Raw genomic sequence first — 13,857 nt, forward strand, 5'->3', positions numbered from 1 at the left:
ACCGGTTCCCTTCACGCAGCGTGCCGGGAGGGCAGGCGCACCGCCGGAACGCGCCCGGCATTGAGCACCGTGCTGAACGGCGCCCAGTGGATGAGCTCCATGCGTCCGTTCTCGTGCTCCACGACGGCGGTGCAGCTTTCCACCCAGTCGCCGGTGTTGATGTAGGCGAAGCCTTCGAAGTCGCGGATCGCGGCGCTGTGAATGTGGCCGCAGATCACGCCGTCCACCTCGTGGCGCGCGGCCTCGGCGGCCAGCGTCTCCTCGAAGTTGCCGATGTAGTTGACGGCGTTCTTCACCCGCGCCTTGGCCCATGCGGAGAGCGACCAGTAGGTGAAGCCCATCTTGCGCCGCACGACGTTGATGCGGGTGGACAGCGCCAGCGCCATCACATAGGCCCAGTCGCCGAGGAAGGCGAGCCATCTGGCGTGGCGCACCACCATGTCGAAGGCGTCGCCATGGATGACGAGGTAGCGGCGGCCGTCGGCGGCTTCGTGGACGAGGCTGTCGCACACCTCGATGCTGCCGAAGAGATTGCCGCAGAATTCGCGCAGGAATTCGTCGTGATTGCCGGGCACATAGACGATGCGCGCGCCCTTGCGCGCCTGCCGCAGCAATTTCTGCACCACGTCGTTGTGATGCTGCGGCCAGTACCAGGACGAGCGCAGCCGCCAGCCGTCGATGATATCGCCGACGAGATAGATGGTGTCGGCCTCATGCTGCTTCAGGAATTCCAGAAGCGCCTCGGCCTGCGCACCCTTGGTGCCAAGGTGCAGGTCGGAGATGAACAGGGTGCGGAAACGTTGCGGTTGCTGCTGCATGGCTGGAGAATCGCCCGTGTGCTGCGTTGACATGAACGCTTTCAACATCCGGCGATGACAGCGGAATGACACTCGCACGCGTGGCGAGCTTCCGGTTTCGCTTCCCCGCGCGTCGGGTTGACGTTTTCATGCATGTCGTTGGCCCGGAGCCGTTTCCTTTTCCGGGGGCGCGGCTTGTACCGGGAAACGCCGTCCGGCCCCGGCACGCTTGCGGCCGGCGCCGCAACGACCGCATTTCCGCGCTCGGGGCGCTCAGCTTCCGCAATTCCGGACGCTACAGGGACGGCAACGGCGTCTACGCCGGCCAGAGCGGGCAGGATCTTGTCTCGGGGCTGGCCAAGGTCGGCATCCAGCTCACCGACGACCAGAGCCTCGATCCGGGTTTCATCCGCTACCGCAACGCATTCGCGCTCAACTCGGCCGAATTCGATGCCGGCGTCACCACGCTGACGGCGAAGCACCGCTACGATCCCGAAAGCGAGCTGATCGACCTGACCGCCGCCGCCCGCATCGACCGTTTCTCGCTGTCGGGCTCCGGCAACAGCCCGGCCAGCGTCACCCTGATGGCCAACCGCCAGCCCGGCTTCGTCGGCAATTTCGTCCGCTTCTACCCCAATCCCTTCCTTGAGCCCGCACGCCGGCGGTCAGGGCGGCCGTCTTCGCGATGTTTCCAAAAGCGTCTATGGCGGTCAGGCATCGACCGGAACGCCACCCTCCGGCGTCGAGCCCTGCCGGCTTTACGATGCATTCGCCTCCTGCAAGGTCAGCGACAATCTCGACCTCAATTTCACCGCAGAAAACCTGACCGATAAGGTATACAAGCCGGGCATGACCGCGGATTCGATGAACGGCCCCGGCCGCACGCTGAAATTCGGCATCGCGGCGCGGTTCTGAGCGGAAAGACGGGAGAGCGACGATGGACCAGCCCGCAACATCCCAGACCATCGACACGCAATGCGTGATCGCGGGCTCCGGCCCCGGCGGGCTCATGCTCGGCCTGCTGCTCGCGCGCGCCGGGGTGGATGTCGCCGTCGTGGAGAAGCACGCCGATTTCCTGCGCGACTTCCGGGGCGACACGGTGCATCCCTCGACCCTCGACATCATCGACCAGCTCGGGCTTCTGGACGAGCTGCTCAAGGTGCCGCACACGCAGGCGCCGCGCCTTCATGCCGAGATCGGCGGCAAGGACGTCACCATCGCCGATTTCTCCCGGCTGCCGACCAGATGCCGCTTCATCGCCTTCATGCCGCAATGGGACTTCCTCGACTTCTTGGCGCGCGAAGCCGGCAGGCTGCCGAATTTTCACCTCGTCATGTCGGCGCAGGTCACCGACCTCATCGAGGAAGGCGGACGCGTTGCCGGGCTCGTCGCCCGCACGCCGGACGGTTCCGTCGCGATCCGGGCGGCGCTGGTCGTCGGGGCGGACGGCCGCAACTCCGTGGTGCGCGCGAAGGCGGGGCTGGAGGTCGAAAGCTTCGGCGCGCCGAGCGACGTGTTGTGGATGAAGCTCTCGCACCAGCCGGACGATCCGCCCTACACGATGGGCCATGGCGGGCCGCGCCAGGGTTTCGTGATGGTGGATCGCGGCGACTACTGGCAGTGTGGCTATGTGGTGCGCAAGGGCAGCTTTGCCGGGGTGAAGGAAAAGGGTATCGAGGCGTTTCGCGAGGCGGTCGCCGCCGTCTCGCCGCTGTCGGCCGACCGCGTCGGGGAAATCCGCTCGTGGGACGACGTCCACCTGCTGTCGATCCGCATCGACCGCCTCAGGCGCTGGTGGCGGCCGGGCCTGCTGTGCATCGGCGACGCGGCGCACGCCATGTCGCCGATCGGCGGGTTCGGCGTGAACCTCGCCATCCAGGATGCGGTGGCGGCCGCCAACATCCTGACCGCGCCGCTGCGCGAGGGCAGGCTGGCCGACCGCCATCTTGCCGCGGTGGAAAAGCGCCGCGCCTTCCCGACGAGGGTCATGCAGAAAATACAGCTCATGATGCAGTCGAGCAGCAGGAAGCGTCGGGACAACGCGGCCAGGCGCAGCGGTCCGCCAGCCTTCGTGAAGGGCATCGCCCGCTGGCCTGTCCTTGCCCATCTCGCCGGCCGTCTCGTCGGGCTCGGCATCCGTTCCGAGCGGTTGAGACTGTAGCCGACGCCCGCCCGCCATCGGCGCCCATGAAACGGCGATCCTTCGCAGGACCCCGACATGGCGTGGTTGTGCGACATCGATCCGAGCTCCCGCGGGCCCTGTGAAAGGCCGGATTACGGGACTGTCACGACCGGCCACCAGGGCGACTCAGGCATCGTGAACGGCCGCAATGCCTCGAACGCACTCGATTTCCACATGATCAAGGTCGGCCGCAGCGGCGAATGTTCCTACAAACCCGGTCCGGCGCTGTGTGCGCGCGCTTTCGCTGCGCCTGCGCGATGTCAGGCGATGCCGCGCGGGCGGGGAAGGCTCACGACCATTCCAGAATGATCTTGCCGGGCTCGCCGCCCGCGGCCCTGGCGAAGGCGCTCTCGTAGTCGTCGGCCTTCATGCGGGCGGTGATGACCTTGCGGATGTCGAGCCCGCTTTCCAGCATGGCCAGCATCTTGTGCCAGGTCTCGAACATCTCGCGGCCATAGATGCCCTTGAGCGTGATCATCCTGAACACGACCCTGGTGAGGTCGAGGGGAAAAGGTTTCGCGGGCAGCCCGAGCAGGGCGATGCGGCCGCCCATGACCATGTTGTCGAGAAGCTGGTCGAAGGCCGGGGGCGCGCCGCTCATCTCGAAGCCGACGTCGAAGCCCTCGCGCATGCCGAGGCGGTGCATCACGTCGCGCAGGTCCTCGCGCGAGACGTCGACCGGCACCACGTCCGTGACCTGCGCGGCGAGGTCGAGGCGTGTCGGGTTGATGTCGGTGATGACCACATGGCGTGCGCCGCAATGGCGCGCCACCGACGCGCCCATGATGCCGATAGGCCCGGCGCCGGTGACCAGCACGTCCTCGCCCGCGACGTCGAAGGACAGCGCGGTGTGCACGGCGTTGCCGAGCGGATCGAGGATTGCGCCGAGCTCGTCGTCGATCGAATCCGGCAGCGCAACCACGTTGAAGGCCGGAATGGACACATAGTCGGCGAAGGCGCCCGGCAGGTTGACGCCGATGCCGCGCGTTTCGGGGTCGAGATGGTAGCGGCCGGCGCGGGCGGCGCGGCTGCGCATGCCGATGACATGGCCTTCGCCGGAGACGCGCTGCCCGACCCTGAGGTCGCGCACATTGGCGCCCAGTTCCACGATCTCGCCGGCATATTCGTGTCCGATGACCATCGGCACGGGCACGGTGCGCGCGGCCCACTCGTCCCATTTGTAGATGTGGATGTCGGTGCCGCAGATGCCGGTCTTGTGAACCTTCACCAGCACGTCGTCCGGCCCGATTTCGGGCATGGGGCGCTCTTCCATCCAGATGCCGGCCTCGGATCTGGCCTTGACCAATGCGCGCATGGCGAACTCCCCGCTTTCAGACGACGGTGTCAGATGATGCCGAGCGAACGGCCGGCATCGGTGAAGGCATCGATGGCGAATTCGATGTCGCGCCCGTCAAGCGCGGCCGACATCTGGGTGCGGATGCGGGCCTTGCCCTGCGGCACGACGGGATAGAAGAAGCCGGCGACATAGATGCCGCGCTCGTCCAGCGCCGCCGCCATGCGCTGCGCCAGAACCGCATCGCCCAGCATCACCGGAATGATCGGCGTCTCGCCCGGAAGAAGCGTGAAGCCGGCCTTGCCGAGGCCAGCGCGGAAGCGGGCGGCATGGGAGGACAGCCGGGCGCGGCGGTCGTCGGCCTTGCGGGCGATGCCGATGGCCTTCAGCGACCCGGCCGCGACGGCGGGCGCAAGGCTGTTGGAGAACAGGTAGGGCCGCGCGCGCTGGCGCAGAAGGTCCACCACCGGCTGCGCGGCCGCGATGAAGCCGCCCATGGCCCCGCCCAGCGTCTTGCCGAGCGTGCCGGTGACGATGTCGACGCGCCCGGCCGTGCCCGTCAGCGCCGGCGTGCCGCGCCCCTCCGGGCCCAGATGGCCGGTGGCATGGCAGTCGTCGACGGCGACCAGCGCGCCGTAGCGGTCGGCAAGCGCGCAGATGTCCGGCAGTCTGGCGATGTGGCCGTCCATGGAGAACACGCCGTCGGTGACGATGAGCTTGAAGCGCGCGCCGCCGGCATCGGCTTCCCTGAGCCGGGTCTCCAGCTCGTCCATGTCTCCCTGGGCATAGCGCAGGCGCCGGGCCTTGCTCAGCCTGACCCCGTCGATGATCGAGGCATGGTTGAGGCTGTCGGAGACGATGGCATCCTCCTCGCCGAGCAGCGGCTCGAACAGCCCGCCATTGGCGTCGAAGCAGGCGGCGAACAGGATCGCGTCGTCCTTGCCGAGATAGGAGGCGATTGCCTGCTCAAGCTCGCGGTGCAGGGTCTGCGTGCCGCAGATGAAGCGCACCGAGGCCATGCCGAACCCGTATTCGTCCAGCGCCTCGCGGGCGGCCTGCCGGATTTCGGGATGGTCGGCGAGGCCAAGATAGTTGTTGGCGCACAGATTGACCATCTGCCGCTCGCCCTCCGGACCCCCGACGGTGATGCGGCCGGATTGCGGCCCGGTGATCAGCCGTTCGCGCTTGTAGAGGCCGTCGCGCTCGATGGCGGAAAGCGTATCCGCGATATGGGAAAGAAAATCCTGTTTCATCGGCAGCGCATCCATTATGATGGAAATTCCAATATATCGGATTCTAAGGCAGGTCCAGTGGAAACGTTGCGAAACCCGCCCGATATGGATATCCGCCGTTTCAGGCATCCGTGAGATTGGCGCGGGAGATATGACATGGAGTTGAATGAGGCCCCCGAGATCGGCCCGGCCCTGCAGCGCGAGCGCAAGCAGCGCCGCCTGACGCTGGACCGTCTGGCCGCGCTCTCCGGCGTCTCGCGCTCCATGCTGTCGCAGATCGAGCGCGGCGAGGCCAATCCGACCTTCGCCGTCTTGTGGGCGCTGACGCAGGCGCTCGGCATCGATTTCTCGCAGCTCATAGCCGGAGAGATCGCCGGGAACGGCAGGACGGACGCGATCGATCTGGTAACGGTTGCGCTGACCCCGGAAATCAGGAGCCCGGACGGCGCCTGGCGGCTGCGTATCCTCAGTTCCCCGGCGCTGGCCGGCAGCATCGAATGGTACGAGACGGAGATCGCGCCGGGATGCAGGCTGCAAAGCGCCCCGCATGCGCCGCGCACGGTGGAGCATCTCACCGCCTGGACCGATGGGCTGGTGGTTGAGACCGAACATGGCAGGCAGCCGCTCGGAAAGGGCGAGACCGCCCGCTACCGGGCCGATGTCGCCCATGGGATCGCCAATACCGGCGACGAGCCGGCGCGCGCCTTGATGGTTGTGCTCTACGATCAGGGACGGGAGCCGGCGTTGCGGGGCTGATGCCGGCCCGGTGCCGAGTCCCCTTGCCGATGCGGCAAGGGTGGCGCACACTGTCCGGGTTGGGAGCTTGCTGTTGGGAGGCATCATGGCTTCTGTGGAAACGGCCCCGGCGCTTGCCGCATCGTGGCGGCGTTGCCGGGATGACTACAATCTCGATCCGAACGGGGCGTTCCCCCCGATGCGGCTGACCGACAGCGAGATCCGCCAGCGGTTCGAGCGCACGCTCGACCGGGTGGAGTTCGGCTCGGGCGCCATGATCCATATGCGCAAGGTGGTCCGCGACACCGGCTACAGCGTGCTGTTCGCGGACCGGCTCGGTGTCGTCGTCAAGGATTTCTGCGATTCCGAGACCGCGCATCGCCTGCGCGACAAGGGATTGGCGCAAGGGTCGGTGTGGAACGAATCCGTCGTCGGCACCAACGGCATCGGCACCACGCTCGTCGAGCGCCACGGCACCTTCGTGATCGGCTCCGATCACTATCACAACCGGCTCAAGGAATTCGTCTGCGTGTCCACGCCCATGGTCGATCCCGAAGGCGACATTCTCGGCGTGCTGACGCTTGCGGGCAATGCCGGCATCCAGCCGGGCGAGGCGAGGCTGCTGCACCGGCTGGTGAGGGACTCGGCCGGATGGATCGAGACGGCCCTGTTCCGCAACCGCTTCCGCAGCCATTTCCTGATCGGGCTGGCACAGGCGCCCGACATCAACGGCGAGGTTTTCCAGTCCCTGCTGGCCGTGGACGACGGCGGCTTCGTCGCGGGCGCGTCCGAAAGCGCATTGCGGCTTCTGGGCGCTGCGCGCGCGGATGTGCTGCGCCAGCCCGTCAGCGAACTGCTCGGCGTTCCCCTGCGGGCGCTGGAGGGCGGCATGGGACGCCTCCAGCGGCTCGACGCGCAAGGTGGCGATGCGCAATATGCCTACGCGTTTCCGAATGGCCGGCGCAGCAGCGTCGTCGTCCAGCCGCCCGCGGCATCCAGCGTCAGGGTGCGCGGGCCGGCGCGGCAGCCGGCCGGTCCCGGCTTCGAGCGCCTCGCGGGCGGTGAGCCGCGCATGCAGCGCAATGTCGAGCTGGCGCGCCGGGTCGCGGATGCCGACCTGCCCATCCTGCTGCAGGGCGAGACGGGCACCGGCAAGGAAGCCTTCGCCCGCGCCATCCATATGCACTCGTCGCGCAGCGACCGGCCGTTTGTGGCGGTCAACTGCGCGGCGATCCCCGAATCCCTGCTCGACAGCGAGCTGTTCGGATACGAACCCGGCACCTTCACCGGCGGGCTGAAGCAGGGCAAGACCGGCAAGGTTCTGGCCTCGAGCGGCGGCACGCTGTTCCTCGACGAGATCGGCGACATGCCGCTGGAATTGCAGACCCGTCTGCTGCGGGTGCTTTCCGAGCGCGAGGTGACGCCGCTGGGGGCGGTCGAGCCGGTTCCGGTCGCACTCAGCCTCGTCTGCGCCACCCATCGCGATCTGGAACGCATGGTCGCGGAAGGCAGCTTCCGGCAGGACCTCTACTATCGCATCCACGGCGTGCGCATCGCGCTGCCGCCGCTGCGCGAGCGTGGCGATCTTTGCGATCTCATCCTGTCGCTGGCCGCCGGGCAGAAGTGCAGTGCCGGGCCATTGTCGCTGTCGGCCGAAGCGCTGGAATGGCTGGTGTCGCATCCCTGGCCGGGCAACATCAGGCAATTGTCCAACGTGCTTCGCCTGCTGGCGCTGACCTGCGACGACGGGATCGTCAGGGTGCACGACCTGCCGGAAGAAATCCGGGCGGGGAGGCAGCCGGCCTCTCCGGGCAGGGACGGCCCCGCCGACACGGCCGACGCGAACCGGGACAGCCTGCGCAACGCCAGCGACATGGCGCAGCGCCTGCGCATCCTTCAGGCGCTGCGCGAGTGCAACTGGGCGGTTTCGGAGGCTGCGCGGCACCTCGGCATCAGCCGGGCGACCCTGCATCGCCGCATGAAGGAATACGAACTGGCACGCCCGAACGGCTGACCGCCCAAGGGTTCAGGTCCGCTCCCGGGCCAGCGTCGCAGGGTTGCGCCAGTCCTGTCTCAGTTCCGCGACACAGGTCGCAGGATTGCGCCTGCCATGGATGGTGCCCGGGGAAAAACCGCAAGGGTTCCGGCTTTTCTCGAACTGGCACGCATCTCGCTTTCCGACAGGCAGCGCATCCGCGGCAGGGTGCGGTTTGTTGGAGGAGAGCGATATGCAGCCGAACAGGGAACAGCGTTTGTGGATGTACGAGCACATGCTCGTCAGCCGCTATTTCGAGGAGACCATCGAGAAGATCTATCTTGAGGGCAAGACGCCGGCCTTCAACATGGCCAACGGCCCGATCCCCGGCGAGATGCACCTGTCGAACGGCCAGGAGCCGTGTGCGGTCGGGGTCTGTGCGCATCTGAACGCCGGCGACATCGTCACGTCCACGCACCGTCCGCATCACGTCGCCATCGCCAAGGGCGTCGATCTCGACCGCATGGCGGCCGAGATATTCGGCAAGAAGACCGGCTTGAGCGGCGGACGCGGCGGCCACATGCACATCTTCGACCCGGCCGTGAACTTCTCCTGTTCCGGCATCATCGCACAGGGCATGGCGCCCGCTGTCGGCGCGGCCCTGTCGCGCAAGATGTCGAACAGGGAGGGTGTCGCGGTCGCCTTTCTCGGCGAGGGCGCGGCCAATCAGGGGGCCTTCCATGAATCTCTCAACCTTGCGGCGGTGTGGGAACTGCCGGTCGTCTTCGTGATCGAGGACAATTCCTGGGGCATTTCCGTGCCGAAGGCCGACGCCACCGCCGTGCCGCGCAACGATGTGCGTGCCGCCGCCTACGGCATGCCGGGCGTTTACGTGACCGACAACGACCCCTTCGCCATCTTCGATGCGGCGGGCGAGGCCATTGCGCGGGCGCGCGCAGGCGGCGGGCCGACGCTGATCGAGATCGAGACCTGGCGGCTCGCCGGCCATTTCATGGGCGATGCCGAAGGCTACCGTCCGAAGGGCGAGAAGGACGCGCTGTTCGCAAAGGACCCGATCCCGCGCATGCGCGAAAGGCTGATCGCCGCCGGCGACCTCACCGCCGGGGACGACGCCGCCCTTGCCGCAAAGGCACGGGCGCGCGTCGATACGGCAATCGCCTTTGCCCGCGAGAGCGACTACCCGGCCGCCGAAGAGGCGCTGGAGCGGGTTTTCGCATGACCGCCGGCTGCGTCCGGCTTCCAGTCACGGATTTTTCGGGAGAGAGACAATGAACGACAAGGTTTCCGTCACCAATGAACGGCGCCTCACCATAGCGCGCGCCATGGCCGAGGCGATCGCGCAGGAAATGCGCGTCGACGAGCGCGTCTTCGTCATGGGCGAGGACATCGGCACGCTGGGCGGCGTGTTCGGCAACACGCGCGGCCTGGTCGAGGAGTTCGGCAAGCTGCGCGTGCGCGACACGCCCATTTCCGAAACGGGCTTCATCGGCGCGGCGGTGGGCGCGGCATCCGACGGCATGCGGCCGGTGGTCGAGCTGATGTTCGTCGATTTCTTCGGCGTGTGCATGGACGCCATCTACAATCTGATGGCCAAGAACACCTATTTCTCCGGCGGGTCCGTCAAGGTTCCGCTGGTGCTGATGACCTCGACCGGCGGCGGCTATTCGGATGCCGGCCAGCACTCGCAGTGCCTTTACGGCACCTTCGCCCATCTGCCGGGCATGAAGGTAGTGTCGCCTTCCAACGCCTATGACGCCAAGGGCATGATGACGGCGGCGATCCGCGACGAGAACCCGGTCATCTTCATGTACCACAAGGGCCTTCAGGGCATGGGCTGGCTGGGCACCGAGCCGGGCGCGACCGTGAATGTCCCTGAAGAGAGCTACGAAGTGCCCTTCGGCAAGGCGGCCGTGGTGCGCGAAGGCACGGACGTGACCATCGTGGGGCTCGCCATGGGCGTGCACAATGCGCTCAAGGCGGCCGATCTGCTGGCGAAGAAGGGTGTCAGCGCCGAGGTGGTCGACCTGCGCACGCTGGTGCCGCTCGACCGCGACACCGTGTTCAACTCGGTGAAGAAGACCGGCCGGCTGATCGTCGTGGACGAGGACTATCACAGCTTCGGCGTTTCGGGAGAAATCATCGCCTCGGTGTGCGAGCGCGACGTCTCGGTGCTGAAGGCCGCGCCGCGCCGCGTCGCCTATCCCGACGTGCCGATCCCGTTCTCGCGGCCGATGGAGCAGTTCTGCCTGCCCAACCCCGACAAGATCGTCGCCGCATTCGACAGCATCGCGGGAGCCTGAGCATGGCAACGGACATCGTTATCGCCGACGACATGTGGGACGGCGACGAGCAGGCCGTGGTGACCAACTGGTTCGCCTCGGACGGGGCCGCGGTGGCGAAGGACATGCTGCTGGCCGAGATCATGGTGGCCAAGATCCAGTATGAGGTGAGGGCGCCGGCCGACGGCGTCCTCACCATCGCCAGCAAGGTCGACGACGTCGTCTCCAAAGGCGATGTCATAGGCAGGATCGGATAGGGCCATGACACAGACGCCATCCGATCCGCAGGGCCTCGCCGACCGCGTGGTGCCGCTGCGCGGGGCGCGCGCCATGATCGCGCAGAAGATGCGCAGCAGCCTGGGCGAGACGGCGCAGCTCACCCACCATGCCGATTGCTTCGCCGACGCCCTGCTGGCGCGCAAGGCGGCCTTGCAGAAGGATGGCGTCCGGGTCTCGGTCGAGGACCTGATCCTCGATGCCGTGGTGACGGCGCTTGCGCGCCATCCGCATATGAACGGCACCCTGTCGGAAGGTGCGGTGCATCTTTCGGCGGCCGTTCACCTTGGCGTGGCGATCGCGCTGCCGGGAAACCTGCTGGTGGCCCCGGCCATCTTCAACGCCGGGGCCATGGACCTCCAGTCGCGCGCCGCGGCCCGGCGCGACCTGGCCGAACGGGCAAGGACGAACAGGCTGACCGTGCCGGAAATGACGGGCGGCACGTTCACGGTCAGCAATCTCGGCCTGTCGCGCGTGCGCTACTTCACGCCCATCCTCAACACGCCGCAGATCGCCATACTCGGCATCGGACGCATGGAGGAGGTCGCCTGCCGGGGCGAAGATGACGGGCCTGTATGGCGAACATCCATGGGATTGTCGCTCACCTTCGATCATCAGGCTGTTGACGGCGCGCCGGCGGCGGCGTTCCTGTCGGACCTGTGCGAGTCGATTGAGGCGCGGTCCGGGTAATGGCGAAGGAAAATCTGGCGCAGGGCGGGCCGGATGGGCGGGGCGTCCTGCTGCATCTGGCGTATGGCGAGGCGCTGGCGCGCGAGCGGGCGATGCTGGCGTCCGCCGACGGCAGCCCCGGCCTGACATGGAACCTGTGGCAGACCGAACCCTGCATCGTTGTGCCGCGCAGCCATGTGAACCGTTCCGGTTTCGAAGCGGCGGTCGCGACCTCGGCCGCGCGCGGCTGGCCGGTCCACACCCGCGATACGGGCGGCGGCGCGGTGGTGCAGGGGGATGGCGTGGTCAATCTGTCGATGGTGTTTTCCATCGGCGCGGCCCTGCGCGACCGTATCGGCACCAGCTACCGGATATTGTGCGAGCCGGTCATGACCATGCTGCGGCACCGGGGCATCCACGGCACCTACCGTGCCATTCCCGGCACCATGTGCGACGGCATCTACAATATCGTTGTCGGCAACCGCAAGCTTGCCGGAACCGCGCAGCGCTGGCGCAGCCTCGGCCGCGAGCGGCCGGGCGAGCATGCCGTGCTGGCGCATCTGGCCATGTTCGCAAGCCTCGACCATGTCGCGGCGGCCGAAGCCATCAACGCACTCTACGCCGACATGGGCGTCGAGGCCGGCATAGAGGCGTCCAGCCACATCAACTGGGCCGAAATCGATACGCCGGCCGGGTGGCCGGCCGTGGGCGGGGTGGCGGTGGCAATGGCGCAGGAACTCGACAATGCCTGCCGCGCCCTCAGGCTGGGCGAGATGCTGGAGCAAGGCATCCGGTCGCAGAAGGTGTAACGGGCCGCTCCCGCCTGCTTCGCTGCCGGCTTCGGGAAACGGCAGCCCTGGCGCGGCTTCGCAGGCGACATTGGCCGGCTCGGCCGTTCCCCCCCGGCAGCCGCCGCCACCTTCGCATCCGGGCTTTTTGCGCATCCCGGCTTTTGGGGCCTGTTTCCGGTTCCGCAGGCGCCTGCGGTCATGCCGCGGTTTCCGTTTTTCCTGTCCTTGCGGAAGTGACGCGGCGGAATCCGTCTTGACAGCAATCGGCTACGCTGCAATTTGTTATAACAAGCAACAAGTCACAGAATGGTCATGTCGAGCTACGACGTCGCAATCATTGGCGCAGGAATTGTCGGCTGCTCGGCAGCATGGGTGCTCAACAGGCGCGGCCTGCGGGTTGCCGTGCTGGAGAAGGGCCGTGTCGGCGGCGAGCAGTCGAGCCGGAATGCGGGCTTCATCCGCCAGCAGGGCCGCGATCTGCGGGAAATCCCGATGGCACGGCGCGCGCTGGCGCTGTGGCGACAGATCAGCGCCGAGGTCGCGACCGATATCGGTTTCCGCGACGATGGTGTCCTCGCTCCCACATCCGATGCCGTACAGCTTGAAAAGATGCGCCGCTGGGCAGTGCTTGCCGCGCAAGCCGGGCTCCACTCGCGGGTGATCTCGCGGGAGGAGGTGTCGGCTTTCGTGCCGCGGCTGATTGGCGATTACGAGGGCGGTTTGTTCACGGCCGACGATGCCTGGGCCGAGCCCGACCTAGCCACCGAGGCGCTGGCCGACCTGGTACGGGCGCGCGGCGTTGTCGTCCATGAGCGTTGCGTTGCGAAGCGCATCGTCACGCAGGGCGCGCATGTCAGCGGCATCGAGACGGAGGCCGGCTTCATCGGGGCCGGGCGCGTGATCGTGACGGCGGGCGTGTGGGCCGCCGACCTTCTCGCCCCGTTCAGGGTTTCGCTTCCGCTCAACGATCTGCGCGTTTCGCTTGCCTGCACCGAACCCTTCGACCATGGGCTGACGCATCCGATCTGGCTGCCCGACGTGCTGGCGCGGCCGCGCAAGGATGGCGGGCTCACCATCGGTCCGGGCACGGACGGGCCTTTCGATTTCGACATCAGCCCGCGCGGCATCAGGCTGGCGCCCCGCTTCGTGCCCGCGCTGCTGAAGCGGCCTTCCGGCGTGCGCATCAACCTTGGCCGTCATTTCATCGACGATCCGCGCCGGCGCAGCGCCTATCGCGGCGACGACGCATCGCGCTACGATGCGATCCGCGTGCCCGAGCCGGAACCGACCGCCGCCATCATAGACCGCTGCGTGGCCGCCTTGCGCCGGCGCTTCGGCTACGGTGCGGAACTGCGCATCGCGCGGCGCTGGGCGGGCCGCATCGACGTCACGCCCGATGCGCTGCCGGTCGTCGACCACCTGCCGCAGCATCCGGGCATCGTGCTGATCTCCGGCCTGAGCGGCCATGGCTTCGGCGCGGGCCCGGCGCTTGGCGAAATGGCGGCCGAACTTGCCGAGACCGGCGCCTGCTCCCTGCCGAGGGCGGATTTTTCGCTCGATCGTTTCGAGAAGAAATACTTCCTGACTGCCGAGAGCGTGCTCTAGG

The 13,857-nt window shown here is 67.4% G+C and carries 13 protein-coding genes; 10 read left to right on the top strand and 3 right to left on the bottom strand.

Going from position 1 to position 13,857, the window contains the following annotated elements; genetic code table 11:
- Nucleotides 1–11 precede the first annotated feature (11 nt).
- Nucleotides 12–851, bottom strand: a complete 840-nt coding sequence (locus tag DES43_RS07030) for a UDP-2,3-diacylglucosamine diphosphatase (protein WP_245264710.1) — start codon at nt 849–851, stop codon at nt 12–14.
- A gap of 32 nt (nt 852–883) precedes the next feature.
- Here DES43_RS07030 and DES43_RS22830 point away from each other — a divergent pair, with 32 nt between their 5' ends.
- Entirely contained in the window at nt 884–1,630 is a 747-nt protein-coding gene (locus DES43_RS22830; RefSeq protein ID WP_036993049.1) for a hypothetical protein, read from the top strand.
- A gap of 104 nt (nt 1,631–1,734) precedes the next feature.
- Nucleotides 1,735–2,958 carry an FAD-dependent oxidoreductase gene (locus DES43_RS07040; protein WP_035027015.1) on the top strand — a complete coding sequence of 408 codons (1,224 nt, stop codon included), beginning with the start codon at nt 1,735–1,737 and terminating at the stop codon, nt 2,956–2,958.
- A gap of 310 nt (nt 2,959–3,268) precedes the next feature.
- Here DES43_RS07040 and tdh read toward each other — a convergent pair whose 3' ends face one another.
- Both tdh and DES43_RS07050 read right to left on the bottom strand, forming a co-directional pair.
- Nucleotides 3,269–4,294, bottom strand: coding sequence for an L-threonine 3-dehydrogenase (tdh, locus tag DES43_RS07045; protein WP_035027011.1), 1,026 nt, complete (start codon nt 4,292–4,294; stop codon nt 3,269–3,271).
- A gap of 29 nt (nt 4,295–4,323) precedes the next feature.
- Complete coding sequence (locus tag DES43_RS07050; protein WP_035027093.1) at nt 4,324–5,526, bottom strand: glycine C-acetyltransferase; 1,203 nt, start codon at nt 5,524–5,526, stop codon at nt 4,324–4,326.
- Nucleotides 5,527–5,661: 135 nt separating this feature from the next.
- Between DES43_RS07050 and DES43_RS07055 the strand changes: the two genes are divergently transcribed.
- The 8 genes from DES43_RS07055 to DES43_RS07090 all read left to right on the top strand — a co-directional run bounded on the left by DES43_RS07055 (nt 5,662) and on the right by DES43_RS07090 (nt 13,856).
- Complete coding sequence (locus DES43_RS07055; protein ID WP_035027010.1) at nt 5,662–6,261, top strand: helix-turn-helix domain-containing protein; 600 nt, start codon at nt 5,662–5,664, stop codon at nt 6,259–6,261.
- A gap of 85 nt (nt 6,262–6,346) precedes the next feature.
- Nucleotides 6,347–8,254 carry a sigma-54-dependent Fis family transcriptional regulator gene (locus DES43_RS07060; RefSeq protein WP_035027092.1) on the top strand — a complete coding sequence of 636 codons (1,908 nt, stop codon included), beginning with the start codon at nt 6,347–6,349 and terminating at the stop codon, nt 8,252–8,254.
- Between the two features lie 214 nt (nt 8,255–8,468).
- Nucleotides 8,469–9,455, top strand: coding sequence for a thiamine pyrophosphate-dependent dehydrogenase E1 component subunit alpha (locus DES43_RS07065; RefSeq protein WP_035027008.1), 987 nt, complete (start codon nt 8,469–8,471; stop codon nt 9,453–9,455).
- A gap of 49 nt (nt 9,456–9,504) precedes the next feature.
- Nucleotides 9,505–10,536: an alpha-ketoacid dehydrogenase subunit beta gene (locus DES43_RS07070; RefSeq protein WP_035027006.1), complete on the top strand. Its 1,032-nt coding sequence runs from the start codon at nt 9,505–9,507 to the stop codon at nt 10,534–10,536.
- 2 nt (nt 10,537–10,538) lie between these two features.
- Nucleotides 10,539–10,772 (top strand): biotin/lipoyl-containing protein, encoded by a 234-nt coding sequence (locus DES43_RS07075; protein WP_035027004.1) that lies wholly within the window; start codon nt 10,539–10,541, stop codon nt 10,770–10,772.
- 4 nt (nt 10,773–10,776) lie between these two features.
- Entirely contained in the window at nt 10,777–11,481 is a 705-nt protein-coding gene (locus tag DES43_RS07080) for a 2-oxo acid dehydrogenase subunit E2 (RefSeq protein WP_035027002.1), read from the top strand.
- On the top strand, nt 11,481–12,269 hold the full coding sequence (locus tag DES43_RS07085; RefSeq protein WP_051520581.1) for a lipoyl protein ligase domain-containing protein: 789 nt from the start codon (nt 11,481–11,483) through the stop codon (nt 12,267–12,269). The genes DES43_RS07080 and DES43_RS07085 overlap by 1 nt, the downstream gene beginning before the upstream one ends.
- 294 nt (nt 12,270–12,563) lie before the next feature.
- Entirely contained in the window at nt 12,564–13,856 is a 1,293-nt protein-coding gene (locus DES43_RS07090) for an NAD(P)/FAD-dependent oxidoreductase (RefSeq protein WP_166647714.1), read from the top strand.
- The last annotated feature ends 1 nt before the right edge of the window (nt 13,857 follow it).

Source organism: Aquamicrobium defluvii (genome assembly GCF_004363725.1).
GTDB lineage: Bacteria > Pseudomonadota > Alphaproteobacteria > Rhizobiales > Rhizobiaceae > Mesorhizobium > Mesorhizobium defluvii.

Excerpts from the sequence above, each read along its gene's own strand:
- DES43_RS07030 (WP_245264710.1), bottom strand. The coding sequence starts at position 851 with ATGTCAACGCAGCACACGGGCGATTCTCCAGCCATGCAGCAGCAACCG.
- DES43_RS22830 (WP_036993049.1), top strand. The coding sequence starts at position 884 with ATGACACTCGCACGCGTGGCGAGCTTCCGGTTTCGCTTCCCCGCGCGT.
- DES43_RS07040 (WP_035027015.1), top strand. The coding sequence starts at position 1,735 with ATGGACCAGCCCGCAACATCCCAGACCATCGACACGCAATGCGTGATC.
- tdh (WP_035027011.1), bottom strand. The coding sequence starts at position 4,294 with ATGCGCGCATTGGTCAAGGCCAGATCCGAGGCCGGCATCTGGATGGAA.
- DES43_RS07050 (WP_035027093.1), bottom strand. The coding sequence starts at position 5,526 with ATGAAACAGGATTTTCTTTCCCATATCGCGGATACGCTTTCCGCCATC.
- DES43_RS07055 (WP_035027010.1), top strand. The coding sequence starts at position 5,662 with ATGGAGTTGAATGAGGCCCCCGAGATCGGCCCGGCCCTGCAGCGCGAG.
- DES43_RS07060 (WP_035027092.1), top strand. The coding sequence starts at position 6,347 with ATGGCTTCTGTGGAAACGGCCCCGGCGCTTGCCGCATCGTGGCGGCGT.
- DES43_RS07065 (WP_035027008.1), top strand. The coding sequence starts at position 8,469 with ATGCAGCCGAACAGGGAACAGCGTTTGTGGATGTACGAGCACATGCTC.
- DES43_RS07070 (WP_035027006.1), top strand. The coding sequence starts at position 9,505 with ATGAACGACAAGGTTTCCGTCACCAATGAACGGCGCCTCACCATAGCG.
- DES43_RS07075 (WP_035027004.1), top strand. The coding sequence starts at position 10,539 with ATGGCAACGGACATCGTTATCGCCGACGACATGTGGGACGGCGACGAG.
- DES43_RS07080 (WP_035027002.1), top strand. The coding sequence starts at position 10,777 with ATGACACAGACGCCATCCGATCCGCAGGGCCTCGCCGACCGCGTGGTG.
- DES43_RS07085 (WP_051520581.1), top strand. The coding sequence starts at position 11,481 with ATGGCGAAGGAAAATCTGGCGCAGGGCGGGCCGGATGGGCGGGGCGTC.
- DES43_RS07090 (WP_166647714.1), top strand. The coding sequence starts at position 12,564 with ATGTCGAGCTACGACGTCGCAATCATTGGCGCAGGAATTGTCGGCTGC.